Source organism: Nocardioides cremeus (assembly GCF_030518195.1).
Taxonomy (GTDB): domain Bacteria; phylum Actinomycetota; class Actinomycetes; order Propionibacteriales; family Nocardioidaceae; genus Nocardioides; species Nocardioides cremeus.
Map to the genome: position 1 here is coordinate 1 of NZ_JAULSC010000005.1, position 26,916 is coordinate 26,916.

Below are 26,916 nucleotides of genomic sequence, written 5' to 3' on the forward strand. Positions count from 1 at the left end.
CCTGGTGGTCGTTGACCAGACGTACAGCCCTGGCCTTCAGCTCCTGATCGATCTTCTTCGGCATGGTGCTCATCCTCCTGGACTCAAACAGGAGCGGCATCAAACCTGGGGCGCTTCAGGTCGTGCTCAACGTCCACCTCACCGACACCGCCCTTCGCGGCATCGACCCCACCACCTGCCGGATGAGCGCAGACCCGTTCGCTCCCTCCGCCGGGCTCCACCTGGCCCGCATCGAGGAGACCCGCAGCTTCATCGGCACCGACCAGCTCGCCGAGTGGCTCCGCGTCCCCGGCACCCACGTGGCCTACCGCACCATCACCGATGCACCTGGCATCGCGGACGCCGAGGCGTTCGAACACCCCTTCCGCGCCACCCAGCACCGCAACACCAAGCCCACCGGTGAGGTCACCGCCGAGGACATCCGCCGCTTCGCCAGCGCACCCGACCTACGACCCCACCACCGCCGACCCCTCGACCTGAGCCAGGAGATCACCACCCCCGGCTACACCCCCAGCGACCGGCTCGCCGAACAGACCCGCCAACGCCACCCCCGCTGCGTCTTCCCCCACTGCACCCGCCGCGCACGCCGCCGCCGACCCGACGAGACCCACGCCGACCTCGACCACATCACCACCCACGACCCCCACGGCCCACCCGGCCAAACGACGACCTCGAACCTCGCCACCCTGTGCCGGCGCCACCACCGCGCCAAGACCCACACCGCCTGGACCCACCACCCCACCCCCACCGGGTTCATCTGGACCAGCCCGCACCGCTACCAGTACCTCGTCGAACCCCGAGGCACCACCGACCTCGGCCGACCACCACCCACCAGACCACCGACCCGGCTCGTCTGAACCAGCCGACTCGGCGCACCCCGACGCAGCACCACCGCGACGGGGGCACCGGCACGCCCGGACAGCCCGGTCAGAGTCCGGTGGTGCCGTCGATCGACTCGCGCACCCGCCGGATCAGCTCCGTGGTCGAGAGGTCTCCTCTGCGCCGGACGAGGACGAGACGTCCGCTCGCCACGGCCGGACCGTAGATCGCCTCCGCCTGCTCCATCGACAGGTCGTCGCCGTGCACCACGGTGGTGATCGCGTGGGCACGCAGGAAGTCCGCGGTCACCGCGAAGGGGGCGTCCTCGACCACCTCGTCGACGTAGCGGCACGCCGCGATGACGGCGACCCGCTCCGCGAGGGTCATCACCGGGCGCCGCTTGTACGACGCCGCCGTCGCGTCGGACAGCACGCCGACGACCAGCCGGTCCCCGTGGCGGCGGGCCTCACGGAGGAAGGCGACGTGCCCGGCGTGGAAGAGGTCACCGACCATGTCGACGTACACCCGCGACGTACCGGTCGTAGGCAGGTCCGCATCGTCCACGTCGGGGCTCCGCTCTCTCGGCCACGCAGCGCGGGGCGTCAGGCGTTCGGCAGCGCGCCGCCGTACCGGCGGTCGCGGGAGGCGTAGGTCTCGATGGCCGACCACAGCGCGCGGCGGTCGACGTCGGGCCAGAGCACGTCGGTGAAGACCATCTCGGCGTAGGCGGCCTGCCAGAGCATGAAGTTGGACAGCCGCTGCTCGCCGGAGGTGCGCCAGACCATGTCGGCGTCGGCGAGGTCGGGCAGGTAGAGGTGGCGCGCCAGCGTCTTCTCGGTGATCTTCTCGGGATCCAGCCGGCCCGCCGCGACCTCGCGGCCGATGGCGCGGGCGGCGTCGGCCAGCTCGGCGCGCCCGCCGTAGTTGACGCACATCGTCAGCGTCAGCACGTCGTTGTCGCGGGTCATCTCCTCGGCCGCGCGCAGCTCCTTGACCACCGAGCGCCACAGCCGCGGCGTGCGCCCGGCCCAGCGCACCCGCACCCCCAGCTCGTGCATCTCGTCGCGGCGGCGTCGGATGACGTCGCGGTTGAAGCCCATCAGGAAGCGCACCTCGTCGGGCGAGCGCGACCAGTTCTCCGTGGAGAACGCATAGGCCGACACGGCCTTGACCCCGATCTCGATGGCGCCCTCGACCACGTCGAAGAGCGAGCTCTCGCCCATCTCGTGCCCGCGGGTGCGGGCCAGCCCGCGCTGCTTGGCCCACCGGCCGTTGCCGTCCATCACGATGGCCACGTGCTCGGGCACGAGCTCGCGCGGCAGCACGGGCGGGGTGGCGCCCGAGGGGTGCGGGGTGGGCGTTCGTACGGCGCGTCTCACGCCCCGGAGCCTACGGCGCCACCGCCGCGCGGCAGCAGCACCCGCGCCCGCAGACCACCGCCCGGCGCGTCGTCGAGCTCGATGCGCCCGGCGTGGGCGGCGACGATGTCGCGGGTGATCGCCAGGCCCAGGCCGACCCCGGGCAGCACCTGGTCGCGGGCGGCGCGGGTGCGGAAGAAGCGCCCGAAGACCTGCTCGCGCTCGACGGGATCGATGCCGGGGCAGGTGTCGCTGACGCAGACCTCGACCTCGTCGTCGCCGGGCACGAGCTCGACGCGCACCCGCCCGCCGGCCGGGGTGTGCTTCAGCGCGTTGGAGAGCAGGTTGTCGACCACCTGGCGCACCCGCTGGCCGTCGACGTACGCCGCCTGCTCGCCGTCGGCGCACACCTGCAGCTCGACGTGTCGTGCGGCGGCCACGGGCCGGGCGGCCTCGACCTGCTCGCGCACCAGGGCGGCCAGGTCGACCGTCGTGCGCTGCACCGCCGTCGGGCTCGCGTCGGCCACCGCGGTGGAGAGCAGGTCGGCCACCAGCCGCTCGAGGCGGTGGGCGTTGCGGTCGGCGACCTGGAGGTGGCGCACTGCCTGCTCGGGCAGGTCCTCGCGCTCGAGCAGCACCGCGAGGTAGCCGACGATCGAGGTGAGCGGGGTGCGCAGCTCGTGCGAGACCGCCGCCACGAAGGCGTCCTTGACCTCCATCGCCTCCATGAAGTCCGTGACGTCCTTGTAGGCCAGGCCCGAGCCCGTCTGGCGCCCGGAGTCGTCACGGATCGAGCGCGCCGAGACCGACAGCGCCCGCCGCTCCACCCCCTGCCCGACCCAGATCCGGATGTCGTCGAACTCCTCGCCGAGCCGCGCCCGGTGGGTGGGCATCTCCCCGCGCTCCATCACGGTGCTCGCGTCGGCGTGGCGCACCTGGCCCAGCTGGCCCGCGACGCCGTGGTGGCCGTCGGGGAAGGCCAGCGCCATGAAGTCCTCGTGCCGCTTGTTGCGGCCCACGTAGCGTCCCTGCTCGTCGAGCAGCAGCAGCCCGACGTCGACGGTGTCGAGGATGGCCTCGGCCGTGCGCCGCTGGTGCGCGATCGTGTCGAGCGCAGCGGCCAGGTCGTGGCCCCGCCTGGTGGCCTCGGCCCGCTCGCGCTCGGCACGGCGCACCCCGGAGGCGACCAGCAGGCCGGCGGTCACCGCCACCACGGGCGGCAGCACCGCCCGGGCCAGGTCCGGCCCGCCGGCGCCGGCGTACGCGAGACCCGGGCCGGAGACGAGCAGCAGCGCGGCCGCGCCTCCCGCCCAGGCACCGCCCCGGCCGAGGTGCCGGGCCAGCCAGAGCACCGGCAGCACCGAGAGGATCGCGGCGGCGCTGCCCTCGGGGGTCAGCCGCGTCAGGTCGGCGAGCGCCACCGCCACGTAGGGACCGCGCGTGCCCGGCCGGGGCGCGAGCACGGTCGCCAGCGTCACGACGACCAGCAGCACCAGCCCGGCGGCCGGCCACGAGAGCCAGGTGGGCGAGCCGGTCGGCACGCGCAGCGCGACCTCAAGCAGCACGAGCAGCGCGAAGCCGCCCTGCAGCAGTCGCGGGTCGTCCTGCACGGCGCCTCCTCGGGTGAGGCTTTACCTTGGCAGACCGCGGGCCCCTCGGCCCTCCTCCACCACGCTCTCGTCGCGCCGTGTCGCTCCGAGCCGCAGCGGTACGGCGCTCAGCGCTCGACGTAGGCCAGGGACCGCAGCCCGCGCTCGACGTGCCAGGCCAGGTAGGCCGCCACCAGGCCGCTGGCCTCCTTGCGGGTGCGCTGGTCGGCCTGCGCCACGACCGGCCAGTCACCGGCCAGCAGGGCGCCGAGCAGCTCGACGGTCGCCGCGGCCGGCCCTGCCGAGCCCGGCAGCCGGCAGGTGCTGCAGAGCATCCCGCCCATCGAGGGGTTGAACCACCGGTGCGGGCCCTCGACGCCGCAGCGCGCGCAGTGGTCGAAGGACGGCGCGTAGCCGGCCACCGACAGCGAGCGCAGCAGGTAGGAGTCGAGCACCTGGCTGGGGCCCTTGTCGCCGGCGACCATGGCTCGCAGCCCGCCCACCAGCAGCAGGAAGTGCTGGGTCGCCGGCTCCTTCTCCTCGGTCACCAGCCGCTCGGCGGTCTCGAGCATCACCGTGCCCGCGGTGTAGCGCTCGTAGTCGGCGCCCAGCCCGCTCGCGAACGGCGTCAGCGTCTCGGCCTGCGTGATCGTGTCGAGGTTGCGTCCGTCGGCGAGCTGCAGGTCGACGTGGGTGAAGGGCTCCAGCCGGGAGCCGAACCGCGACGTCGTGCGTCGTACGCCGCGCGCGACGGCACGCACCCGCCCGTGCTGGCGGGTCAGCAGGGTGATGATGCGGTCCGCCTCGCCCAGCTTGTGGGTGCGCAGCACGACCGCCTCGTCGCGGTAGAGAGGCACTCCCCCATTGTGCCCGGGGGTCGGGCACCGACCGGTCAGGCGCGGCGGGAGCGCCGCGTGCTCGAGCGCCAGGCGCCTGCGCAGAAGTCGACCGCGACCTGGTCGAGCCGCTCCGGCGAGCGGCGCCACTCCAGGATCGAGCGCGCCCTGACGAACTCGGCTGCCGGCATCTCCTCGGCCAGCAGCGCGGCGTCGGCGGCCGGGTGCACGGGGTCGCGGGGGTGGCCCACCACCAGGGTCGGCACCGTGATGGCGCGCCGCTCGGCGGCCGACGGCGCGACCCGGCCGAAGAAGAGCCCGTGCACCACCGCGGCCACGGCGTCGGCGCGCTGGTCGAGGGTGTCGAGGCCGATGCCGGCCCAGAACGGCACCAGCCCCCGCGGCACCGGCCGGGTCAGGCGGCGCAGCGTGTTCACCGTGAACGGCGCGAAGCGGGCCGTCATCAGCAGCGGCCCGAACGCCACGATCGCGGCCTCCAGCGCGTTGTCGAGCACCGGCATCTCCAGCAGCAGCCCGCGCACCCGCTCGGGCTCCGTGGCCGCCACCTCGAGGGAGACGTTCGCGCCCAGGGAGGTGCCACCGACCACGGCCTGCGCAGCGCCCAGGTGGTCGAGCAGCGCGACCACCTGGGCAGCGAACGCGCTGACCGAGTAGGCCTGCGGGTCGGCCGGCCGGTCGGAGCGCCCGTGCCCGAGCAGGTCGAGGGTCACCACGTGGAGCCCGTCGGCCGCCAGGCGGCGGGCCAGGGGCTGGTGCATCCGCCGCGGCATCAGCTGGCCGTGCAGCAGCACGACCCACGAGTCGCCACCGCCGTACTCGGTGTACTCGAGGCGGTCGCGGGACCCCTCGGAGCCGAGGAAGAACTGACCGATGCGCTCGGAGACCAGCATGCCCCCCAATCTAGGGCAAAGACTCGCCGCTGAGGCCGCTCGTCCGGCGCCACGCCGTGCGTTCGCCGGACCACATCGCCCATACAGGTGATGATGTCGCCATGCCGACCTCGCGTCGCGCGCACCTCAGCGCGCCCTGGACCGCCCTGGTCCTGGTCGCGGTGTACGCCGTCGGGCTGGGCTCGGTGGTGCTGCGCCCCGCCGACAACCCGGTCGCGGTGTGGTGGCCGGCGGCCGGCCTCTCGGTGGCCCTGGTCGCGCTGACCCGTCCCGGCCGCCGCGAGCTGGCCCTGGTGGCGCTCGCGCTCGTGGTCGCCACCGGCCTGTCCAACCTCACCGGCGGCCGGTCGTGGCAGGTCTCGTTGTTCTTCGGCGTCGCCAACACCGCCGAGGCGCTGGTGGCGGGGCTGGTGCTGCGGGCCAGCACCGCGGTCGGGGCACCGCGGATCGGCGACCTGCGCGACCTGCTGCGCCTGGTGGTCGCCACCGTCCTCGGCGCCGCCACGATCGGGCTGCTGCTCCTCGCCGCCGCCGGCCCGTTGGGCCTGGGGGTGCCGCTCGAGGTGTCGCGCACCGTCTTCACCTCCCACGCAGCGGCGGTGCTGCTGGTCGTGCCCGCCGTCCTGGTGCCCCGCCGCCCACGCGACCCCTCCGGTCCCGACGAGCAGCCGGCGCCCCGCGGGGCCGCGGGCCTCGAGCTGCCGGCGCAGGTGGTGGTGACCACCCTGGCCACCGCCGCCGTCTTCGTGCCGCAGGACGCGCTGCCCCTGACCTTCGTCCCCCTGGTGCCGCTGACCTGGGCGGCGCTGCGGCTGGGCCCACGCCTGACCGCGCTCGAGCTCGTCGTCTTCGCCGCGGCGGTCACGGTGCTGACCCAGCGCGGCGAGGGTCCCTTCGCCGGTGGCGAGCTCGGCCCGGTGGCCGGGGCCGGCATCGCCCAGGCCTACCTCGCCTGCGCGGTGCTGCTGACCCTGCCCCTCGCCCTGCTGCTCGAGGAGCGCAACCGGCTCTTCGACGAGGTGCGCTCCGAGCGCCGGCTCTTCCGCGCCAACTTCACCGACTCCCTGGTCGGCCAGCTCCTGCTGCGCGAGGGCCCCGACGGGCTGCGCGTCGACGAGGCCAACCAGACCGCCGCGGACCTCCTGGGCCGCTCCCCCGACGACCTGGTCGGGTGCGAGGTCGACGAGGTCGTCGTGGTCGAGGACGGCGGGCTCGCCGCGCGCCTCGTCCGCCCGGGAGCCGGCGGGGGCGCCGGCCCGGCGGCCGGCTGGCGGGGCCGGGGCGGTGTCGCCGGCCGGGCCGATGCCCGGGTCAGCATCTCGGTCAGCCGGATCTCCGCCGGCGCCGGCGCGCCCGTGTGGTCCGTCCAGCTGCTCGACGTCACCGCCGAGCAGCTCGCGCACCGCCGGCTCTCCGACGCCGAGAAGCTCACCAGCGCCACCCTCGACACCACCGCCGCCATCATCCTGGTGACCGACCTCGACGCCCGGATCGTGCGGGTCAACGCCGCCACCGCCGAGATGACCGGCTACACCGAGACCGACCTGGTCGGCAAGCGCCTGTGGGAGACGACGCTGGCCCCCGACAGCGCGCACGACCTCGAGTCGCTCTTCCTGTGGCCCAACCGCTCCGGGGCCCCGGTGGTGCGTGAGCACGACGCGGTGACGCTCGGCGGCGAGCGACGCCGGATCGTGTGGAGCAACAACCTGGTCCGCGACGAGGACGGCATGCCGGCGTACGCCGTGCTGACCGGGATCGACGTGACCACCGAGCGGGCCAGCGCCGGGCTGGTCACCCACCTGATGCAGGCGGCTGTCTCGACCGCCATCGTCGGGCTCGACGCCCGCGGTCGCATCAGCGTCGTCAACTCCGGCGCCGAGCACCTGCTGCACCGCGAGTCCGTCGACCTGGTCGGGCTGCCGTTCACGATGCTGCTCGACCCCGAGCAGCTCCAGGCGCGGCTCGGCTGCACCGACCACGACGCCGTCTTCGCCGCCCTGACCGCCTCGCTCGGCGAGGAGGAGCAGCCCAACCGCGACTGGTGGTGGGTCGACGGCGAGGGCGAGCGGCGTGTGGTGTCGATGTCGCTGTCGGCGACCGGCAGCGACACCGGCGCCCAGGTCGGCTTCCTGTGCGTGGGCCGCGACGTCACCGAGCAGCGCCGCGCCCAGGACCTCGTGGTCGCCGCCCTCGAGAAGGAGCGCACCGCCGTCGAGCGGCTGCAGGCCATCGACGAGGCCAAGAACGAGTTCGTCTCGACCGTCTCGCACGAGCTGCGCACCCCGGTGACCAGCATCGTCGGCTACACCGAGCTGCTCCAGGACGGCACCCTGGTCGCGCCCGCCGACGACCAGCTGCCGCTGCTCGACAGCATCGCCCGCAACGGCCAGCGCCTGATCGTGCTGTGCAACGACCTGCTGCTGCTCTCGGGGCTCGACTCGGGCGACGTCAGCTGGAAGGCCGAGGAGGTCGACCTGGCCGCCCTGCTCGAGGCGGTGCGCGAGGCCACCGCCGCACTGCTCGTGGGCCGCGACCTCGACGTGGCCTGGGAGCGGCCCGCGCACCCCGTGGTGGCCCTCGGTGACGGCTCCCAGCTCGAGCGGGTGCTGCTCAACCTGGTCGGCAACGCCCTGAAGTTCACCGAGGACGGCGGGGTGGTGCGGGTCCGGCTCGAGTCAGCCCCCGGCGAGGCCGTCCTGGTCGTCAGCGACACCGGCATCGGCATCCCCGTCGAGGAGCAGGACGGCCTCTTCGAGCGCTTCTTCCGCTCCTCCACCGCCCAGGAGCAGGCCATCCAGGGCACCGGGCTGGGCCTGTCCATCGTGTCCTCGGTGGTGCAGGCGCACGGCGGGTCGATCGCCGTGCGCTCCGCCCACCTCGAGGGCAGCACCTTCACCGTCCGGCTGCCGCTGAAGTCCTAGCGCCGGGGCCGGCCCTCAGGCGCGGTTGACCGCGCTGATGACCGCCTTCAGCGAGGCGGTGACGATGTTGGCGTCGACCCCCACGCCCCAGAAGATCCGGTCGCGCACCGAGCACTCGACGTACGCCGCCGCGAGGGCGTCGCCGCCCGAGGACAGCGCGTGCTCGTGGTAGTCGAGCACCCGCACGTCCCACTCCTGCGGCAGCTCGTTGAGCGCCCCGACGAACGCGGCGATCGGGCCGTTGCCGGTGCCCTCGAGGGTGCGCATCTCGCCCTCGACCGCGACGTTGACGGTGAGCGCGTCCTTCTCGCCGGCCGCCGAGCTGGTGTGCACCGAGTCGAGGCTCAACGGGCTCTCGCGGTCGAGGTACTCGGAGCGGAAGACCTCCCAGATCGCCTCGGGCGTCATCTCGCCGCCGTCGGCGTCGGTGCGCTGCTGGACGACGCGGCTGAACTCGATCTGCGCGCGGCGCGGGAGGTCGAGCTTGTGCTCGGCCTTGAGCACGTAGGCGACCCCGCCCTTGCCGGACTGGCTGTTGACCCGGATGACCGCCTCGTAGGTGCGCCCGACGTCCTTGGGGTCGATCGGCAGGTACGGCGCCTCCCAGGGCAGCGAGCCGACCGGCACGCCCTGCTCGGCGGCCTGGCGGTCGAGGTCCTCGAGACCCTTCTTGATGGCGTCCTGGTGGGAGCCGGAGAAGGCGGTGTAGACGAGGTCGCCGGCGTAGGGGTGGCGCGGGTGCACCGGCAGCTGGGTGCAGTACTCGACGGTGCGGCGGATCTCGTCGATGCCGCCCTCGACCGCGAAGTCGATCATCGGGTCGACGCCCTGGCTGAAGAGGTTCATGCCCAGCGTCACCAGGCAGACGTTGCCGGTGCGCTCGCCGTGGCCGAAGAGGCAGCCCTCGACCCGGTCGGCACCGGCCATCATCGCCAGCTCGGTGGCGGCCACCGCGGTGCCGCGGTCGTTGTGCGGGTGCAGCGAGATCACGGTGTTCTCGCGGCGGGTCAGCTGGCGCGAGAACCACTCGATCTGGTCGGCGTACACGTTGGGGGTGGAGACCTCGATCGTCGCCGGCAGGTTGAGGATGATCTCGCGGCCGTCCTCGGGCTGCCACACGTCGCTGACGGCCTCGCAGACCTCGAGGGAGAACGGCAGCTCGGTGGAGGTGAAGATCTCGGGGCTGTACTCGTAGCCGATCACGGTCATGTCGAGCACCTGCTCGCCGTGCTTCATCACCAGCTCGGTGCCGCGCACCGCGATGTCCTTGACCTCGTCACGGCTGGCCCCGAAGACCACCCGGCGGAACATCGGCGCGAGCGCGTTGTAGAGGTGGATGTTGGCGCGCGGCACCCCGACCAGCGACTGCACGCTGCGCTCGATGAGGTCCTCGCGGGCCTGGGTGAGCACCGAGATGGTGACGTCGTCGGGGATCCGGTCGCCCTCGATGAGCTGGCGCACGAAGGCGAAGTCGGTCTCGCTGGCCGAGGGGAAGCCGACCTCGATCTCCTTGTAGCCCATCTTCACCAGCAGGTCGAACATGCGCATCTTGCGCGCCGGCGTCATCGGGTCGATCAGGGCCTGGTTGCCGTCGCGCAGGTCGGTCGAGAGCCACCGGGGCGCCTGCTCGATCGTGCGGGAGGGCCAGGTGCGGTCGGGCAGGTCGATCGGCGGGAAGGAGCGGTAGCGCTCGACGGGCATGCCGCTGGGCTTCTGCGCTGATCCGATGGTGGAGAAGGTGCTCACGGTGATGGTCCTCGCTGGTGGTCCGGGGGTCTGGCTCGGCGGCCGGCGCGCAGGACGAACACTCCGCAGCGAGGGGGTCCGGCTCTGGCTCAGACCTCGCTGCGGCAGCGAAGGAGGAGGTGCTGTCGCATCATGATGAGCCCAGACTAGCGCACCCCGCGAGGCCCGCGCCCGGGCGTCCACGGCCGGTCCGCGCCGCTCCGGCCACCGCCGGCCACCACCGTCGCGCCGAGAATCACCCGTAGAGGTGAGCCTCGACGACCGTCCGGCACCGCCCTCGTTGACTACCTTCCCTTCTCGTGAACGAGCCGAGGGGACTGCCGGCCCGGCGCTCGGGCCGTCCGCTCCGCGTCGGGGTCGTCGACGAGCCCGAGCTGGTCGCCCGGGGCGTCGAGGCGATGCTGCGCCCGTACGCCGACCGCGCGCGGCTGGCCGACGACGACGGCAGCCACAACGGGGACCCCGTCTTCGACGTGGTGCTCTGCGACCCCTTCCCGGTGCCGCCGGCGGCCCGTGGCAGCCACGACGGCCTCGGCCGGATCGCCGGCCACGCCCCGGCCCGGGTGCTGGTCTTCAGCTGGCACACGCACCCGGTGGGGGTGCGCCAGGCGCTCGACGCCGGTGCCCACGGCTACCTCGCCAAGACCGCCAGCGGGCCCGAGCTGCTCGCCGCCCTGGAGGCGGTGGTGCGCGGCGAGCGCCCCACCCCCGACCTGCGCCCACGCAGCGCCGGCGTCGACTTCCCGGGGCTGAGCACCCGCGAGTCGGAGGTGCTGGCGCTGATCTGTGAGGGGCTGAGCAACCAGGAGGTCGCCGACCGGCTCTTCGTCAGCGTCAACTCGGTCAAGACCTACATCCGCCAGGTCTACGGCAAGACCGGGGTCACCCGGCGCACCCAGGCCGTGGCCTGGGCGCACCGGCACGGCTGGCTGGGCTGAGCCCCCGGCCGGCTGCTTCCGGCTACCGTGGCGCCATGGCCAGGCTCCTGGTGGTCCACCACTCCCCCACCCCCACGCTGCGCTCGCTGAGCGAGGCCGTCGTGGCCGGCACCCGCGACGAGGCGCTGAGCGGCGTCGAGGTCGTGGTGCGCGAGGCCCTCGAGGCCGACGCCGACGACGTGCGCGCCGCCGACGGCTTCCTGCTCGGCACCCCCGCCAACTTCGGCTACATGTCGGGGGCGCTCAAGCACTTCTTCGACACCATCTTCCTGCAGTCCGGCGGCGACCTGGGCCAGGACGGCTCCGCCGGGCAGGGAGCGGCGGGCGGCAGCCGGCGGCCCTACGGGCTGTGGGTGCACGGACGCTACGACACCACCGGCGCGGTGCGCTCGGTGCGCAGCATCGTGCAGGCACTGGGATGGACCCAGAGCGCCGAGGTGCTGGAGGTGCTCGGCGACGTCGGCGAGCCGCAGCTCGAGCAGGCCTACGAGCTGGGCGGCACCCTGGCCGCGCTGCTCTGCGACGACTGAGCGCACCGACCACCGGGCGGCTAGGATCACCGCGCCCGCCGGCTGATTCCCGACGACTGCCAGGCAGCCCCACGCAGCCCCTTCCGACCCGCCACTGGAGACCACGTGCGCCACCCGAGCCGTGCCACGGCGCTCGCCGGCGCCGCGACCGTCCTGGCCCTGGCGCTCTCGGCCTGCACCGGCTCGGCCGGTTCCGGCGACGCGCGCGGTGCCGGAGCCACGCAGGGCCGCAACCCCGACCCGGCCCTGGTCGACTCGACCTCGGTGCCCGAGCTGGGCCAGTGCCGCAACCTGCGCCCCGAGGACGTCGCGCTGCCGGCCAACGCCACCGCCGCCGTCGACTGCACCGAGGAGCACACCGCCCAGACCTACGCGGTGGGCACCCTGCCCGACAAGCTGCACGACGCGGCGTACGACTCCGACGAGCTGGGGGCCTGGGCCTACAAGACCTGCTCGAAGGGGCTGATGGCCTTCCTCGGCGCCGACGAGTCGTCGGTGATGCGCACCATCGTGACGTGGTCGTGGTTCCGCCCGTCCGAGGCCGCCTGGGACGAGGGCGCGCGGTGGTACCGCTGCGACGTGATCGGTGGCGGCGGCGAGGGCGTCGACTACCGGCCGCTGCCCAAGACCGCCGAGGGCCTGCTGATGGGGCTGCCGCCCGACGAGTGGATGGTCTGCGCCGACGGGCCGGCCGTGGCAGGCTCGCCCAAGGTGCCCTGCTCCGAGGAGCACACCTGGCGAGCGGTCACCACCATCAAGGTCGGCGAGCCCGGCGACGACTACCCGGGCGACCGGGTCGTCGAGGTCACCAGCCGCGACTTCTGCTCCGACTCGGTGGCCGCCTGGCTGGGCTACCCGCTGGAGTACGACTTCGGCTTCACCTGGTTCAAGGAGGCCGAGTGGCAGGTCGGCAACCGCCGCTCGGTGTGCTGGGCGCGCACCTCGTCGTGACCCGGCTGCCGCGCACCGGCGCCGCCACGCTCGCCGTGGCGGTGGTGCTGGGGCCCGCGCTGGTGGCCTGCTCCGCCGACGAGCCGGACCCGGCCGACGCCGGACCGGTGTCCGCGTCATCGGCGCCGCCGGCCTCGTCTGCACCCGTCGAGCCGCCGGAACCGTCCGAGCCGCCCGAGCCGGTCGAGCCACCGCCTACCGCCACCTGCTACCGCCTGTCGTACGACGACGCCGTCGCGCCGACCTCGACGGCGCCGGCGGTGCGCTGCGCGAGCCCGCACACGGCGGTGACCTTCGACGCCGGGCCGCTCGACACCGTGGTCGACGGGCACCTGCTGGCCGTGGACTCCGAGCGGGTGCAGGCCGAGGTGGCCGAGCGCTGCCCGGCCGCCCTCGGCGACTTCGTCGGTGGTGGGCCCGACGCCCTGCGGCTGAGCATGCTGCGCAGCGTGTGGTTCACCCCGAGCCTCGAGGAGGCCGACCAGGGTGCGTCGTGGTACCGCTGCGACGTGGTGGCCCTCGCCGGCGCCGAGCAGCTGGCCGACCTCACCCCGCCGATGCGGGGGGTGCTGGGCACCGAGGCCGGGCGAGAGCGGTACGGCATGTGCGGCACCGCCGAGCCGGGCACCCCCGACTTCAGCCGGGTGCTGTGCTCGGCCGAGCACACCTGGCGGGCGGTGCAGGTCGTCGACCTCGGCGCCGGCCAGGGCGACGCGGCGTACCCCGGCGAGGACGCCGCCCGCGCCCGCGGCCAGGAGCCCTGCGAGGCGGCCGGTCGCCAGGCCGCCGAGGACCCGCTCGACTTCAGCTGGGGATACGAGTGGCCCGACGCGGACCAGTGGGCCGCCGGCCAGCGCCACGGCCTCTGCTGGGTCCCCGACTGAGCCGACCCGTCCCAAACTTCACCCTGACCCGGCCCGAATCTCTCCCTGACCCGGCCCGAACTTCGCACCCAGTCGGCCCAAACCGACCATGGGAGATTCAGGCCGGGTCGGCGGGAAGTTCAGGCCGGGTCGGCGGGAAGTTCAGGCCGGGTCGGCGGGAAGTTGGGGCCGGGTCGGCTAGAAGCCGAGCTTGCGCAGCTGGCGGGGGTCGCGCTGCCAGTCCTTGGCGATCTTGACGCGCAGGTCGAGGTAGACCGGGGTGCCCAGCAGCGCCTCGATCTGGACCCGGGCGTCGGTGCCGACCTTGCGCAGCCGCGCGCCCTTCCGGCCGATCATGATCCCCTTCTGGGAGTCGCGCTCGACGTAGACGACGGCGTAGATGTCGAGCAGCGGCTTGTCCTCGTCACGCCCCTCGCGCAGGCCCATCTCGTCGACGACAACGGCGATGGAGTGCGGCAGCTCGTCGCGCACGCCCTCGAGGGCGGCCTCGCGCACCAGCTCGGCGACGATCGCCTCCTCGGGGGCGTCGCTGAGTTCGCCGTCGGGGTAGAGCTGCGGGCCCTCGGGCAGCAGCCCCACCAGCAGGTCCTCGAGCAGCGAGACCTGGTCGCCCGCCTGCGCCGAGACCGGCACGATCTCGGCCCACTCGATGCCGAGGTCGGCGCCGAGGGCCTGGATGTCGAGCAGGTGCTGGCCGATCTGCTCGGGGGTGGCCAGGTCGGTCTTGGTGGCGATGGCGACCTTGGTGGTGCGCTTGATCTTGGCCATCTCCGAGACGATGAACCGGTCACCCGGCCCGACCTTCTCGTTGGCTGGGAAGCAGACCGCGACCACGTCGACCTCGGCCAGCGTGGTCTTGACCAGGTCGTTGAGCCGCTCGCCTAGCAGCGTGCGGGGCCGGTGCAGGCCGGGGGTGTCGACCAGGATCAGCTGGGCGTCGGGGCGGTGCACGATGCCGCGCACCACCGTGCGGGTCGTCTGCGGCTTCGAGGAGGTGATGACCACCTTCGAGCCGACCAGCGCGTTGGTCAGCGTCGACTTCCCCGCGTTGGGCCGTCCGACGAACGAGGCGAACCCGCTCCTGTGCTCCGGTGTGCTGCTCATCGTTCCCTCGCTGCGTCGTAGTCGGCCCAGATCTCCTCGTCGGACTTGCCGGCGGCCTTGCCGGCGCGCCAGATGGGCCCCGGGTCGACCGCCCTGGGCTGGCGCTGGGCGCCACCGCGCCAGTAGCCCATGACGTCGTACGCCGTGCTGGGCAGCCGGCGCTCGCGCATCAGGTGCTTGCGGATGGCCCGCATCTGAGCCGACTCCCCCGCCATCCAGAAGTAGCCCTCACCCTCGGGCCAGACCAGGTCGCCGACCACCTCGGCCAGCGACGACTCGCCGTCGCCGGGCTGGGCCAGCCAGGTCACGTCGCTGCCGTCGGGCAGGTAGCCGGGCACCCGCTCGGGGACCTCGGCCCACACCCGGGTCGGCAGGTCGACCTCCTCGCTGATGCGCGCCATGGCGGGCATCGCGGTCAGGTCGCCGACCAGCATCAGCCAGCGCGCGCCCTCGGGCAGGGTGAAGGAGCCCTTCGGCTCGGTGACCACGACCCGCTGGCCCACCACGTCGGGCAGCTGGGCCCACTCGGTGACCAGGCCGACGTCGTGGACGACCACGTCGAGCACCAGCTCGCCGCCGGTGAAGGAGCGCACCGTGTAGTAGCGGCTCTGGAACTGCCCGGGCACCACGAGGCCGACCCACTCGTCGGGCACCCCGGTGCTGGCGAAGCCGCCCAGGCCCTCGCCGCCGAGCCGCAGCCGCAGCAGGTGGTCGGTGATCCGTTCGCGGCCCAGCACCTCGGCCTCGAAGGTCATCGCTCGCGTGCTCACCCGCCGAGGCTACTCACCACGAGGGACGCAGCGGGAATCCGTCGTCGCCGTCGGGGCCGGTGTGCACGGCCAGGACCTGGTGCAGCTGGATCTCGTTGCGCTCGAAGCCCAGCCGCGAGCCGGCCATGTAGAGGCCCCACACCCGCGCGGTGCCGTCGCCGACCTCGGCGACGCACTCGTCCCAGTGCTCCACCAGGTTGGCGCACCAGTCGCGCAGGGTCATCGCGTAGTGGCGGCGCAGGTTCTCCTCGTGCACGACCTCGAGCCCGGCGTCCTGGGCGTGGGTGATGATCGTGCCCGAGCCGATGAGCTCCCCGTCGGGGAAGACGTAGCGGTCGATGAAGGCGCCGGTCTCGCGCGGGGTGTTGTCGGGGCGGGTGATGCAGTGGTTGAGCAGCCGCCCGCCCTCGCGCAGGTGGTCGCGCACGAACCCGAAGTACGCCGGGTAGTTCTTCACCCCGACGTGCTCCATCAGCCCGATCGAGCTGATCGCGTCGAAGCCGGTCTCGCGCACCGCGCGGTAGTCGCTGTGGCGCACCTCGGCCAGGTGGGCGAGCCCGTCGGCCTCGAACGCCTCGCGTGCGTACGCCGCCTGCTCGCGGCTCAGGGTCACGCCCAGCGCCTGCACGCCGTAGTGCTGCGTCGCGTGCCGCACCATCCCGCCCCAGCCGCAGCCGAGGTCGAGCAGGCGCATCCCGGGTCGCAGCCCGAGCTTGCGGCAGACCAGGTCGAACTTCTCGGCCTGGGCCTCCTCGAGGCCGGCGTCGGCGTCGGGGTAGACCGCGCAGGTGTAGGCCATCGAGGGCCCCAGCACGTGGCGGTAGAAGGTGTTGGAGACGTCGTAGTGGTGCGAGATGACCCCGGCGTCGCGGTCGAGCGAGTGCCGCACGCCCTCGACCACGCGGCGCCAGCGCGGCAGGTGCTCCTGCGGCGGGGGCGGCGGCGGCTTGAGGTTGGCCAGCCCGAGGCCGCGCAGCAGGGTCACGGCCTCGCCGATCGAGGGGGTGCGGAAGCGCAGGTGGTTCTGCAGCAGCGTCATCGCCTCGTACGGGTCGCCGGGGTGCACCCCGTCGATCTCCAGGTCGCCGCTGACGTAGGCCCGGGCCATGCCCAGGTCGCCGGGCGCGGTGAGCAGGTAGGCCAGCCCGCGCTGGTCGAGCAGCCGCAGGGTGATCGCGGCCTCGGTGGGGCCGGCCGCGGACCCGTCGTACGCCTCGAAGCGCACGGGCATCCCGTCGCGCATCAGGGAGGCCACCGCGTCGCCGATGGGGATGGTGGAGGTCACTGTCGTCGCACCGCCTTGTCGTAGAGCGAGGTGAGCCGGTCGTCGGGGTCGTGGAGGCTCTTGACGGCGCCCAGCCGCTCGCCGTCGTAGAGCCGGTCGAAGGTCGCGCGGTCGTAGAACGCCTCGGAGTAGAGCGACTTGTGCCCGCCCAGCGCGTGCACCTGCTCCTCGATGGCGCGGTTGGTCGGGCCCTCGGGCGCGTCGGGGCCGACGTGCACGGTGCCCCAGAAGCCGACGTTGACGTAGACCCGGTGCGGCGCCAGCGGGTAGGTCGGCCAGTCGCGGTGGGCGACCAGCGGGCACAGCCACACCGGTCGCATCCCCACGTGCTCGTCGAACCACGCGAGGAACTCGGGCAGCCGGGCCAGCGGCACCTCGACGTCCTGGACGACCCGCTCGCGCTGCGGGCGGCCCGCGCGCCGGTCGAGCCGGTCGACGAGCCCGAGGCGGGCGTCGAGGCCGACGAGGCGGTGGTAGACGTCGGAGCGGCGCCAGCGGCGCGGCCACAGCCGGCGCACCAGCGGGTGCTGGGCCCCGAACGCAGCCGAGCACCAGAACCAGTCGGTGTCCCAGCGCCAGAGGTAGTCCTCCATGGTGAGCAGGTCCTCGCCGCGCTCGCGGACCGAGCGGTAGTAGACCTGCTGCCCGGTGTAGTCGGAGGTCGGCGCGTCGGTGGGCTCGGTCCAGGTGGCCAGGGTCAGGACGTGCTCGCCGGGCTCGAAGGAGACGCCGTCGAGGCCGTCGACCCGGGTGCCCTCCCACTCCCGCGTCGCGGTGATCTCGTCGATGGCCGCCACCAGCCGGGCCGGGTCGTCGAACCGCACGTGGCGCAGCCGCACGTGGCCGGGGACCGGCTCGAGCCCGATGCGCAGCCGGGTGGCGTAGCCCAGCGAGCCGTAGGAGTTGGGGAAGGCGTCGAAGAGCGCGTCGCCGGGGCGGGTGGTGACGACCTCGCCGGCGCCGGTCAGCACGTCCATCTCGAGCACCGACTCGTGCGGCAGGCCGCTGCGGAAGCTCGTCGACTCCACGCCCAGGCCGGTCACGGCGCCGCCGAGGGTGATCGTGCGCAGCTGCGGCACCACCAGCGGCACCAGCGAGTGGGCCAGCGTGGCGCTCACGAGGTCCTCGTAGGTGCACATGCCCTGCACCTCGGCGGTGCCCGTGGCGGGGTCGACCTCGATCACGCCGGTCAGGCCGGTGACGTCGAGCCCGGGGCCCGTGGGCTCCGCCCTGGGGCGGAAGAGGTTCGAGGTGCGCTTGGCCAGCCGCACCGGCGCGCCCGCCGGGATCGCGTCGTACGACGCCCGCAGCCGCGCCACCGCCCGCTCGTGCTCGTCCCAGCCGATGCTGCCCACCTCCTCCAAGTTACTCCTCCCGGGCCCCCGGCGCCGGGCACTTCGGCCGTCCGGGTGGGGCAGTGCGACCCGGGGCACGGTAGACAGGGCCCGTGACGTGGCGAGGCATGCGCGCCCTGCTCGGGTCGGCCCACCTGGGCCCGACCCTGGCCGTGACCGCGCTCGCGGCCCTGCTCACCGTGCCGGCGGGCGTCGGGGGCGGGCGCGCCGTGCTCGTGGTGGCGGCGGTGCTGACCGGCCAGCTCTCCATCGGCTGGAGCAACGACCTCGTCGACGTACGCCGCGACCGCGCGGTCGGTCGCACCGACAAGCCCCTGGCCACCGGGGAGCTCTCGGAGCGGCTGGTGCGCTGGTGCTGTGGCGCGGCGCTGGTGGCCACGGTGGTGCTCTCGCTGGCCGCGGGCCTGCCCGCGGGCCTGGCGCACCTGCTGCTGGTCGCCTCCGGCTGGGCCTACAACCTCGGTCTCAAGGCCACGGCGCTGTCGTGGCTGCCCTACGCGGTGGCCTTCGGCGGGCTGCCGGCCTTCGTGTGGCTCGCCGGGCCCGATGCTCCCCCGCTGTGGGGGGTCGCGGCCGGCGCGCTGCTGGGCGTGGGCGCGCACCTGACGAACGTGCTGCCCGACCTCGGCGACGACGCGGCCACCGGCGTGCGCGGGCTGCCGCACCGTCTGGGTCCGCGGCTGCTGCCGGTCGCGGCGGTCGCGGTGCTGGTGGCCGCCAGCGTGGTGATCGCCCTCGGCGCTCCGGGCCTGCCGCGCTGGGCGCTGGGCGCCGGGGCGCTGCTGGTGGCGGCGCTGGCGGGGCTGGCGCTGGTGCGCGGCGGACGGGACTCGTTCCGCGCTGCGGTGGGCATCGCCCTGGTCGACGTGGCGCTGCTGGTGGTGGCCGGATGAGCGACTCCCACGACCTGGTCGTCGTCGGCGCCGGGCCCGCGGGCTCGGCCGCCGCGCTCGCGGCCCTGGCGCACTCCCCCCACCTGCGGGTGCTGCTCGTCGACCGCGCCGACCTGCCCCGTGACAAGTGCTGCGGCGACGGCATCGCGCCCCACGTGCTCGACGTGCTGCGCCCGCTGGGGGCCGCCGACGTGGTCGAGGGCTGGCGCCCGTTGCGCCACCTGACCCTCTCCCGCGGCTCGCGCGAGGTCGCGGGCCGGATGCGCCGCGAGGTGCACGTCATCCCCCGCGAGGTCCTCGACGCCCGCCTCGCCGAGCGCGCCGTCGAGCGCGGGGCCGACCTCGTGAGCCACCGGGTGCGCGAGGTGCACGCCACCGGCGACGGGGTGGACCTCGACCACCTGCGGGCCCGCGTGGTCGTCGGCGCCGACGGGGTGCACTCGGCGGTGCGCGCCGGCACCGGTCTCGACCCGACCGCGCCCCGGGCCCTGGCGCTGCGCGGCTACGCACCGACACCGCCGGGTCGCCGCGGCCTGCAGGTGATCCGCTACGGCGAGCGCCGCCAGCCCTCCTACGCCTGGTCCTTCGACCGGGGCGACGGCCTGGCCAACGTCGGGTACGGCGAGCTGGTCGGCGGCGCCGATCCGCCGAGCCGGGCGCTGCTGCTCGAGCAGCTCGAGGAGCTGCTGCCCGGCGCCACCGACGGCGGGACCGCCTGGCGCGGGCACCACCTGCCGCTCTCGGGGCTGGGCTGGCGCCACCCCGACGGCCCGGTGCTGCTCGCCGGCGACGCGGCCGGGCTGGTCAACCCGATGACCGGCGAGGGCATCTACTACGCGGTCGCCACCGGCGCGCTGGCCGGCCGGGCCGCGGCGCGCGCCCTGGCCGCGGACGAGCCGGCGGCCGCGGGGGCGGCGTACGGGCGGGAGGTGCGGGCGCTGCTCGGACGCCACCTGCGCCACACCTGGGCCGCGGCCCGGCTCTCGCGGCACCCGCGGGTCGTCGACGCCGGCATCGGCGCCGCGGCCCGCGACCAGCGCGTCTTCGACGACCTCGTCGAGATCGGCCTGGGCGGCGGCCGGATCGGTCCGCGCCTGGGCCTGGGTCTGCTGGGCGGCCTGCTCACCGGACCGTCCCGCCCGGCTCCACCCACGACTCCGCCGTCCGACCACCACCTGACCACCACCTGACCACCACCTGACCACCACCTGACCACCACCTGACCACCACCTGACTGGGGACCCCACCATGCAGATCCTCGCTGTCCGCGGCACGCTACCCGAGCACACCCACACCCAGGACGAGATCACCGCGGCCTTCGCCGACGTGATCGCGCAGGGCCGGCTCGACGAGCGGGTGCTGCGCCGCTTCCACCGCAACGCCGGGGTCAGCCAGCGCCACCTCGCGCTGCCGCTGGAGGCGTACGGCGAGCTCCGCGGCTTCACCGAGGCCAACGACCACTTCATCAGCGAGGCGGTCGCGCTCGGCTCGCGCGCCGTCGAGGAGGCGCTCAAGGCGGCCGACCTGACGCCCAGCGACGTCGACCTGGTCGTCTCGGCGACCGTGACCGGGCTGGCGATCCCCTCCCTGGACGCGCGGATCGCCAGCGCCACCGGCATGCGCCCCGACGTGAAGCGGGTGCCGATCGTGGGTCTGGGCTGCGTGGCCGGCGCGGCCGGCGTGGCGCGGCTGCACGACTACCTGGTGGGCCACCCCGACCAGGTGGCGGTGCTGGTCGCGGTCGAGCTGTGCTCGCTGACCGTGCAGCGCGACGACGTGTCGGTGCCCAACCTGGTGGCCAGCGGGCTGTTCGGCGATGGCGCCGCGGCCGTGGTGGCCCGCGGCGAGGCCGGCGAGCCGGGCGCCGCCCGGGTGCTCGACACCCGCAGCCGGCTCTACCCCGACTCCGAGCGCACGATGGGCTTCGACGTCACCAGCGGCGGGCTGCGGATCGTGCTCGACGCCGCGGTGCCCCAGATCGTCGGGCGCTACATCCGCGAGGACGTCGACGGGTTCCTGGCCTCCCACGACCTGACCCGCGCCGACGTCGAGTGGTGGGTCTGCCACCCCGGCGGGCCCAAGGTGATCGAGGCGCTGCAGGAGGCGCTCGAGCTCGAGCACGAGGACGTGCGGCTGACCTGGGAGTCGCTCGACCGGGTGGGCAACCTGTCGTCGGCCTCGGTGCTGCACGTGCTCGAGGACACCCTGCGCGACAAGCCGCCCCGGCCCGGCTCCTACGGGCTGATGATGGCGATGGGCCCGGGCTTCTGCTCCGAGCTCGTGCTGCTGCGCGCGGAGGGTGGGGTCGCGTGGCCTCGCTGACCTTCTTCACCGTCGTCGTCGCCCTGGTCGCGCTCGAGCGGCTGGCCGAGCTCGTGGTGTCCAAGCGCAACGCCGCCTGGTCCTTCGCCCGCGGCGGTGTCGAGACCGGGCAGGGCCACTACCCCGTGATGGTCGTGCTGCACTCGGGGCTGCTGGTCGCGATGCTCGTCGAGGCCTACGTCGTGCGCCCCGACGTGCCGCTGGCGCTGGCCGCCTCGATGCTGGTGCTGGTCGTGGCCTCCCAGGCGCTGCGCTGGTGGTGCATCGCCACCCTCGGGCCGCGCTGGAACACCCGGGTCATCATCGTGCCGGGGCTGCCCCCGGTCACCGGTGGGCCCTACCGCTTCTTCTCCCACCCCAACTACGTCGCCGTCGTCGTCGAGGGTGCCGCGCTGCCGCTGCTGCACCTGTCGTGGATCACCGCGCTGGTCTTCACCGTCGCCAACGCGGCGCTGCTGACCGTGCGGTTGCGGGTCGAGGACGCCGCGCTGGCCACGCTGCCGCCGGCACCCGCAGGACCGCCCGAGCCCGGACCGCTCGAGCCCGGGCCGTTCGATCCCGAGGCGCGACGTGCATGACCTGGTGGTCGCCGGCGGTGGGCCGGTGGGGCTGGCCGCCGCGCTGCACGCGCGCCGCGCCGGGCTCGACGTCGTGGTCGTCGAGCCCCGGGCCGGGGTCGTCGACAAGGCCTGCGGCGAGGGGCTGATGCCGGGGGCGCTCGCGCGCCTGGCCGACCTCGGCGTCGAGGTCGAGGGCATCGACCTGGCCGGCATCCGCTACCGCGACGGGCAGCGCAGCGCCGACGCGCGCTTCCGGGCCGGGCCGGGCCGCGGCGTGCGGCGTACGACGTTGCACGCGGGGTTGTCGCGCCGCCTTGCCGAGTCGGGTGTCGAGGTGCGCCACGAGGCCGTGCGCTCGGTGGTCGACCACGGCTCGCACCTGCTCGTCGACGGCCGGGCGACCCGCTACCTGCTCGCCGCGGACGGGCTGCACTCCCCCGTGCGCCGGCTGCTCGGCCTCGACGCACCGGTGCGCGGCGCTCGGCGCTACGGCCAGCGCTGCCACCTGCGGGTCGCGCCGTGGAGCGACTTCGTCGAGGTGCACTGGGCGCCGCACGCCGAGGCCTACGTGACCCCGGTGGCCCCCGACCTCGTCGGCCTGGCGGTGCTGAGCGGGCGCCGCGAGCCCTACGCCGCGCTGCTCGAGGGCTTCACCGGGCTGCGCGAGCGGGTGGCGGACGTCGAACGGACCCGCGTGATGGGCGCCGGGCCGCTGCGCCAGCAGGCGCGGCACCGGGTCGCCGGACGGGTGCTGCTCGTCGGCGACGCCGCGGGCTACGTCGACGCGCTCACCGGCGAGGGCATCGCGCTCGGGCTGGCCGAGGCCGCTGCCGCGGTCGCGGCCGTGGTCGCCGACGCTCCCGAGGGCTACGACGCCACCTCGCGCCGCCTGCGGCGCCGCCACGAGCTGCTCACCCTCGGCCTGGTCACCGCCACCCGGCACCAGGCGGTGCGCCGGCGCCTGGTCGCCGCGGCCGACCGGGTGCCCTGGGTCTTCGGCGCGGCCGTCAACCAGCTGGCGAGGCCGGCATGAGCGGGTCGGTGGCGGAGCCGGCCCGGGAGCAGGTGGTGCTGCTCGACGAGGCCGGGCACGCGGTCGGGGTCGCCGACAAGGCCGGCGTGCACCACGCCGACACTCCCTTGCACCTGGCGTTCTCCTGCTACGTCTTCGACCACGACGGCCGGATCCTGCTGAGCAGGCGGGCGCTGAGCAAGCGCACCTTCCCCGGGCTGTGGACCAACTCCGCCTGCGGCCACCCGGCCCCCGGCGAGGCGTTCCTCGACGGCGTACGTCGCCGGGTGCACGAGGAGCTAGGCCTCGAGCTCGACGACCTGCGGGTGCTGCTGCCCGGCTTCGGCTACCGCGCCGAGATGGACGGTGTCGTCGAGCACGAGCTGTGCCCGGTGCTCGTCGCGACCACCTCCACCGAGCCGCGCCTCGACCCGGCCGAGGTCGAGGAGGTGGTCTGGGAGTCCTGGGCAGACTTCCGCAGCGGCGTCCTCGACGGCACCCGCGACGTCAGCCCGTGGTGCCGCCTGCAGGTCGAGGCGCTGCCGGAGGACCCGCTCAGCGCCCCGGGCCGCCCCCTCGACGAGCTCCCACCCGCCGCCCGCCCGAGCTGACCCGGCCCCTACTTCGCCTCGACCCGGCCCAAACTTCGCCTCGACCCGGCGCAGATCGACCGTCGGAGCACAGCGACCCGGCGGCGCACCGCGGCGCAGGAAGTTCAGGCCGGGTCGGCGGGAAGTTCAGGCCGGGTCGGCGGGAAGTTCAGGCCGGGTCGGCGGGAGATTCGGGCCGGGTCAGGTGCGGGTGGTGCCGGCGAGGGCGCCCTTGGCGTCCCCGCGGTGCACCGGTACGCCGCTGCCGCCGAGGTCGCGCAGCGCGTCGAGGTCGCGCGGCGTCACCGCCGCGGCGTCGGTGAGCACGACGGCGGCCTCGAGCCCCGTGGCGCCCGAGGCGACCGCCATGGCGACGCAGACCCCGAGCGCGGAGACCTGCAGGGAGGGCAGGTCGACGGTGGCAGCGGCGTAGGTGCGCCCGTCGGCGTCGCGCACCGCGGCCCCCTCGGCGGCGCGGGTGCGGGCCCGGGTGGAGCGGGCGAGGGTGACCAGCTTCTTGTCCTCGGCGGCCAGCGCGTCGGGGGCGGGGCCCTCGGCGGGGTCCTCGGCGGGGGTGCTCACTGGTCCTCGTCGTCCTCTCGGTGGTCGCGGCTGTCGTCGCGACGGTTGTCGGGGCGGTCCTCTTCGTCGTCGCTGTCGTGCACCGGCTCGAGGCGCGAGATGAGCACGGTGACGATCTTGTTGCGGCGTCCGGCGCTGTCCTCGGCCACGAAGCGCAGCCCGTGGGCCTCGACCGAGGAGCCGGGGATCGGCACCAGGCCGAGGTGCTTGGCCATCAGCCCGCCGACGGAGTCGACGTCCTCCTCCTCGACGTCGTCGCCGAAGATCTCCTCGAGGTCGTCGACGGGGAAGCGCGAGGAGACCCGCACGACGCCCTCGGCGAGGTGCTCGACCTCGATCTCGTCCTCGTCGTACTCGTCGGTGATCTCGCCGACGATCTCCTCGAGGATGTCCTCGATGGTGACCAGGCCGGCGGTGCCGCCGTACTCGTCGACGACGACCGCGATGTGCTGGCGCCGGGCCTGCATCTCCTTGAGCAGCCCGTCGACCGCCTTCGACTCCGGCACCCAGTGCACGGGGCGCATCACCGACTCGATGCGCTCGGTGAACTCGGCGTCGGGCGCCTCGAAGTCGCGGCGCACGATGTCCTTGAGGTAGGCCATCCCGACGATGTCGTCGAGGTTCTCGTCGACCACCGGCAGCCGCGAGTAGCCGCTGCGCAGGAACAGCGAGAGGCTCTGGCGCAGGTTCTTGTGCTTCTCGACGTAGACGACGTCGTTGCGGGGCACCATCACCTCGCGGGCGGTGGTGTCGCCGAGCTCGAAGACCGAGTGGATCATCCGGCGCTCCTCGCTCTCGATGAGCGAGGAGGCCTCGGCCAGGTCGACGAGCTCGCGCAGCTCGGACTCGGTCGAGAACGGGCCCTCCCGGAAGCCCTTGCCGGGCGTCAGCGCGTTGCCCAGCCTGATCAGCACCTGCGGGATCGGGCCGAGGACCCGCGTGACCAGGCTCAGCGGCCCGGCCGAGAGCAGGGCGACGGTCTCGGCGTGCTGGCGGCCCATCGTGCGCGGGGCGACCCCGACGACGACGAAGGAGACCAGCAGCATCACCGCGATGGCGGTCAGCACGCTGGCCCACCACGCGCCCTGCATCAGCTCGTCGACCTGCAGGGCGACCAGCACGATCGCGGAGACCTCGGCGGCCATCCGCAGCAGCAGCGCGGTGTTGAGGTAGCGGGGCAGGTCGTCGAGGAGCCCGATCAGCCGCTTGGCGCCGGCGCGTCCCTCGGCGAGCAGCTCGCCGGCCCGGGCGTGGGAGAACGAGGCCAGCGCGGCGTCGGCGGCCGAGAAGATCCCGGCGAGCACGACCAGCGCGGCCGCCGTCACCAGCAGCCCGACGTCACCGCCGCTCATGCGTCGTCAGTGGCGCGCCACGCGGCCAGGAGCTCGTCCTGCAGGCCGAACATCTCGCGGTGCTCCTCCGGCTCGGCGTGGTCGTAGCCGAGCAGGTGCAGGATGCCGTGCACGGTGAGCAGCTCGATCTCGGCCACGGTGCCGTGCCCGGCGCTCTCGCCCTGGCGCCGCGCGATCTCGGGGCACAGCACCAGGTCGCCGAGCACGCCCTCCTCGGGCTCCTCGTCGACCAGGCCGGGCCGCAGCTCGTCCATCGGGAAGGCCAGCACGTCGGTGGGGCCCTCCTTGTCCATCCACTGCTCGTTGAGCTCGGCGATCGTGGCCTCGTCGACGGCCTTGATGCACAGCTCGGCCTGCGGGTGCACGTGCATCCGGTCCATCACGAACCGGCTCAGGGTGGAGAGGCGACGTACGTCGACCTGCTGGCCGGACTCGTCGAGGACCTCGATGCTCATGGTCGGTTCCCCTGCACGGGCCGGGCGCGCTCGGCGCGCGCGTCGAAGTCGTCGTACGCCGCGACGATGCGGCCCACGAGCCGGTGCCGCACGACGTCGCTGCTGGTCAGGCGGTTGAAGCCGATGTCCTCGACGCCGTCGAGGATCTCCTCCACCACCCGCAGGCCCGAGCGGGTGCCGCCGGGCAGGTCGGTCTGGGTGATGTCGCCGGTGACGACGATCTTGGAGCCGAAGCCCAGGCGGGTCAGGAACATCTTCATCTGCTCGGGCGTGGTGTTCTGCGCCTCGTCGAGGATGATGAAGGAGTCGTTGAGCGAGCGCCCGCGCATGTAGGCCAGCGGGGCCACCTCGATGGTGCCGGCGGCCAGCAGCTTGGGGATCGTCTCGGGGTCGATCATGTCGTGCAGCGCGTCGTAGAGCGGGCGCAGGTAGGGGTCGATCTTCTCGCTGAGGGTGCCGGGCAGGAAGCCCAGGCGCTCGCCGGCCTCGACCGCCGGGCGGGTCAGGATGATCCGGTTGACCTGCTTCGACTGCAGCGCCTGCACCGCCTTGGCCATGCCGAGGTAGGTCTTGCCGGTGCCCGCCGGGCCGATGCCGAAGGTGATGGTGTGCTTGTCGATCGACTCGACGTACTTCTTCTGGTTCAGCGTCTTGGGGCGGATCGAGCGGCCCCGGTTGGAGAGGATGTTGAGGCTCAGCACGTCGGCGGGGCGCTCGGTGGTCTCGGTGCGCAGCATCGTCAGCACCCGCTCGACGGTCTCGGTGCTGATGCCCTGACCGGTGCGGATGATGGTGACGAGCTCGTCGAGCAGCCGCTGGGCCAGCGCGATCTCACCGGGGTCGCCCTCGAGGGTGATCCGGTTGCCGCGCACGTGCACGGCGGCGTCGAAGGCCTTCTCGATCATGGCGAGGTGCTCGTCGCCGGGCCCCAGCAGGCTGACCATGTCGATGCTGTTGGGCACCACGACCGTGTGGTGGCTGCGTGCTCCGCTGGCGGGGCTCTCGGCGGGGGTGCTGCGGTCATCGGAGTGGGACATGGATGCCCGGAGGGCGCCTCTCTGTCGCGGGGACGGTGGGTCGAGCGCCTCCCATGCTACGGCGTGGCCCCGAGCAGCACCCACTCAGTAAAGACGGTCCCGACGTAGGCTGGAAC

At 74.0% G+C, this 26,916-nt stretch carries 26 protein-coding genes; 12 read left to right on the forward strand and 14 right to left on the reverse strand.

Annotated elements, in window-relative coordinates:
* The first annotated feature begins 122 nt into the window (after positions 1–122).
* Positions 123–857 (forward strand): HNH endonuclease signature motif containing protein, encoded by a 735-nt coding sequence (locus QWJ41_RS07025; RefSeq protein ID WP_302706796.1) that lies wholly within the window; start codon positions 123–125, stop codon positions 855–857.
* Between the two features lie 70 nt (positions 858–927).
* On the opposite strand, the gene QWJ41_RS07030 is transcribed toward QWJ41_RS07025, so the two are convergent.
* From QWJ41_RS07030 to QWJ41_RS07050, 5 genes are all read right to left on the reverse strand, one after another.
* The gene (locus QWJ41_RS07030) at positions 928–1,383 is read right to left on the reverse strand and encodes an adenylyltransferase/cytidyltransferase family protein (protein WP_302706798.1); all 456 of its coding nucleotides are present in this window, start codon (positions 1,381–1,383) and stop codon (positions 928–930) included.
* Positions 1,384–1,421: 38 nt separating this feature from the next.
* Positions 1,422–2,198: an isoprenyl transferase gene (locus tag QWJ41_RS07035; protein WP_302706799.1), complete on the reverse strand. Its 777-nt coding sequence runs from the start codon at positions 2,196–2,198 to the stop codon at positions 1,422–1,424.
* A complete protein-coding gene (locus QWJ41_RS07040; protein WP_302706801.1) occupies positions 2,195–3,787 on the reverse strand; it encodes a sensor histidine kinase in 1,593 nt (530 codons plus the stop codon). The genes QWJ41_RS07035 and QWJ41_RS07040 overlap by 4 nt, the downstream gene beginning before the upstream one ends.
* Before the next feature lie 107 nt (positions 3,788–3,894).
* Positions 3,895–4,623: a DNA repair protein RecO gene (gene recO, locus QWJ41_RS07045; RefSeq protein WP_302706803.1), complete on the reverse strand. Its 729-nt coding sequence runs from the start codon at positions 4,621–4,623 to the stop codon at positions 3,895–3,897.
* Between the two features lie 35 nt (positions 4,624–4,658).
* The gene (locus QWJ41_RS07050) at positions 4,659–5,513 is read right to left on the reverse strand and encodes an alpha/beta fold hydrolase (RefSeq protein ID WP_302706805.1); all 855 of its coding nucleotides are present in this window, start codon (positions 5,511–5,513) and stop codon (positions 4,659–4,661) included.
* 101 nt (positions 5,514–5,614) lie between these two features.
* Here QWJ41_RS07050 and QWJ41_RS07055 point away from each other — a divergent pair, with 101 nt between their 5' ends.
* On the forward strand, positions 5,615–8,434 hold the full coding sequence (locus tag QWJ41_RS07055) for an ATP-binding protein (protein ID WP_302706807.1): 2,820 nt from the start codon (positions 5,615–5,617) through the stop codon (positions 8,432–8,434).
* Positions 8,435–8,449: 15 nt separating this feature from the next.
* Here QWJ41_RS07055 and leuA read toward each other — a convergent pair whose 3' ends face one another.
* A complete protein-coding gene (gene leuA / locus QWJ41_RS07060; RefSeq protein ID WP_302707134.1) occupies positions 8,450–10,135 on the reverse strand; it encodes a 2-isopropylmalate synthase in 1,686 nt (561 codons plus the stop codon).
* A 344-nt stretch (positions 10,136–10,479) separates the two neighbouring features.
* On the opposite strand from leuA, the gene QWJ41_RS07065 reads away from it, so the two are divergent.
* From QWJ41_RS07065 to QWJ41_RS07080, 4 genes are all read left to right on the forward strand, one after another.
* The gene (locus tag QWJ41_RS07065) at positions 10,480–11,118 is read left to right on the forward strand and encodes a response regulator transcription factor (protein ID WP_302706808.1); all 639 of its coding nucleotides are present in this window, start codon (positions 10,480–10,482) and stop codon (positions 11,116–11,118) included.
* Positions 11,119–11,153: 35 nt separating this feature from the next.
* The gene (locus tag QWJ41_RS07070; RefSeq protein ID WP_302706809.1) at positions 11,154–11,648 is read left to right on the forward strand and encodes an NAD(P)H-dependent oxidoreductase; all 495 of its coding nucleotides are present in this window, start codon (positions 11,154–11,156) and stop codon (positions 11,646–11,648) included.
* 105 nt (positions 11,649–11,753) lie between these two features.
* Positions 11,754–12,599, forward strand: coding sequence for a septum formation family protein (locus tag QWJ41_RS07075; RefSeq protein WP_302706810.1), 846 nt, complete (start codon positions 11,754–11,756; stop codon positions 12,597–12,599).
* Positions 12,548–13,483, forward strand: coding sequence for a septum formation family protein (locus QWJ41_RS07080; protein ID WP_302706812.1), 936 nt, complete (start codon positions 12,548–12,550; stop codon positions 13,481–13,483). Before QWJ41_RS07075 ends, QWJ41_RS07080 begins: the two co-directional genes overlap by 52 nt.
* A 177-nt stretch (positions 13,484–13,660) precedes the next feature.
* Here QWJ41_RS07080 and era read toward each other — a convergent pair whose 3' ends face one another.
* From era to QWJ41_RS07100, 4 genes are read right to left on the reverse strand one after another with little or no spacing between them, the layout of a single operon-like run.
* The gene (gene era / locus QWJ41_RS07085; protein ID WP_302706814.1) at positions 13,661–14,587 is read right to left on the reverse strand and encodes a GTPase Era; all 927 of its coding nucleotides are present in this window, start codon (positions 14,585–14,587) and stop codon (positions 13,661–13,663) included.
* Positions 14,584–15,357, reverse strand: a complete 774-nt coding sequence (locus QWJ41_RS07090; protein WP_302706816.1) for a siderophore-interacting protein — start codon at positions 15,355–15,357, stop codon at positions 14,584–14,586. The genes era and QWJ41_RS07090 overlap by 4 nt, the downstream gene beginning before the upstream one ends.
* Before the next feature lie 13 nt (positions 15,358–15,370).
* Positions 15,371–16,642, reverse strand: coding sequence for a class I SAM-dependent methyltransferase (locus QWJ41_RS07095; RefSeq protein ID WP_336623280.1), 1,272 nt, complete (start codon positions 16,640–16,642; stop codon positions 15,371–15,373).
* Positions 16,639–17,997, reverse strand: coding sequence for an FAD-binding oxidoreductase (locus tag QWJ41_RS07100; protein WP_302706818.1), 1,359 nt, complete (start codon positions 17,995–17,997; stop codon positions 16,639–16,641). Before QWJ41_RS07100 ends, QWJ41_RS07095 begins: the two co-directional genes overlap by 4 nt.
* A gap of 92 nt (positions 17,998–18,089) precedes the next feature.
* On the opposite strand from QWJ41_RS07100, the gene QWJ41_RS07105 reads away from it, so the two are divergent.
* Genes QWJ41_RS07105 through idi form a run of 6 tightly spaced genes read left to right on the forward strand, consistent with a single transcriptional unit; the run spans position 18,090 to position 23,395 of the window.
* Positions 18,090–18,890, forward strand: a complete 801-nt coding sequence (locus QWJ41_RS07105; RefSeq protein ID WP_302706820.1) for a UbiA family prenyltransferase — start codon at positions 18,090–18,092, stop codon at positions 18,888–18,890.
* The gene (locus tag QWJ41_RS07110) at positions 18,887–20,080 is read left to right on the forward strand and encodes an NAD(P)/FAD-dependent oxidoreductase (protein WP_302706821.1); all 1,194 of its coding nucleotides are present in this window, start codon (positions 18,887–18,889) and stop codon (positions 20,078–20,080) included. Before QWJ41_RS07105 ends, QWJ41_RS07110 begins: the two co-directional genes overlap by 4 nt.
* A 58-nt stretch (positions 20,081–20,138) precedes the next feature.
* Positions 20,139–21,212 (forward strand): type III polyketide synthase, encoded by a 1,074-nt coding sequence (locus QWJ41_RS07115; RefSeq protein ID WP_302706822.1) that lies wholly within the window; start codon positions 20,139–20,141, stop codon positions 21,210–21,212.
* On the forward strand, positions 21,200–21,790 hold the full coding sequence (locus tag QWJ41_RS07120) for an isoprenylcysteine carboxyl methyltransferase family protein (RefSeq protein WP_302706823.1): 591 nt from the start codon (positions 21,200–21,202) through the stop codon (positions 21,788–21,790). Before QWJ41_RS07115 ends, QWJ41_RS07120 begins: the two co-directional genes overlap by 13 nt.
* Positions 21,783–22,805 (forward strand): FAD-dependent monooxygenase, encoded by a 1,023-nt coding sequence (locus tag QWJ41_RS07125; protein ID WP_302706824.1) that lies wholly within the window; start codon positions 21,783–21,785, stop codon positions 22,803–22,805. The genes QWJ41_RS07120 and QWJ41_RS07125 overlap by 8 nt, the downstream gene beginning before the upstream one ends.
* Complete coding sequence (idi, locus tag QWJ41_RS07130; RefSeq protein ID WP_302706826.1) at positions 22,802–23,395, forward strand: isopentenyl-diphosphate Delta-isomerase; 594 nt, start codon at positions 22,802–22,804, stop codon at positions 23,393–23,395. Before QWJ41_RS07125 ends, idi begins: the two co-directional genes overlap by 4 nt.
* Positions 23,396–23,575: 180 nt before the next feature.
* Here idi and QWJ41_RS07135 read toward each other — a convergent pair whose 3' ends face one another.
* The 4 genes from QWJ41_RS07135 to QWJ41_RS07150 are packed head-to-tail and all read right to left on the reverse strand — an operon-like array spanning position 23,576 to position 26,800.
* Positions 23,576–23,956 carry a cytidine deaminase-like protein gene (locus QWJ41_RS07135; RefSeq protein ID WP_302706828.1) on the reverse strand — a complete coding sequence of 127 codons (381 nt, stop codon included), beginning with the start codon at positions 23,954–23,956 and terminating at the stop codon, positions 23,576–23,578.
* Positions 23,953–25,308, reverse strand: coding sequence for a hemolysin family protein (locus QWJ41_RS07140; protein WP_302706829.1), 1,356 nt, complete (start codon positions 25,306–25,308; stop codon positions 23,953–23,955). Before QWJ41_RS07140 ends, QWJ41_RS07135 begins: the two co-directional genes overlap by 4 nt.
* The gene (gene ybeY, locus QWJ41_RS07145) at positions 25,305–25,763 is read right to left on the reverse strand and encodes an rRNA maturation RNase YbeY (RefSeq protein WP_193667387.1); all 459 of its coding nucleotides are present in this window, start codon (positions 25,761–25,763) and stop codon (positions 25,305–25,307) included. The genes QWJ41_RS07140 and ybeY overlap by 4 nt, the downstream gene beginning before the upstream one ends.
* Positions 25,760–26,800 carry a PhoH family protein gene (locus QWJ41_RS07150; RefSeq protein WP_439117310.1) on the reverse strand — a complete coding sequence of 347 codons (1,041 nt, stop codon included), beginning with the start codon at positions 26,798–26,800 and terminating at the stop codon, positions 25,760–25,762. Before QWJ41_RS07150 ends, ybeY begins: the two co-directional genes overlap by 4 nt.
* Positions 26,801–26,916: the final 116 nt, after the last annotated feature.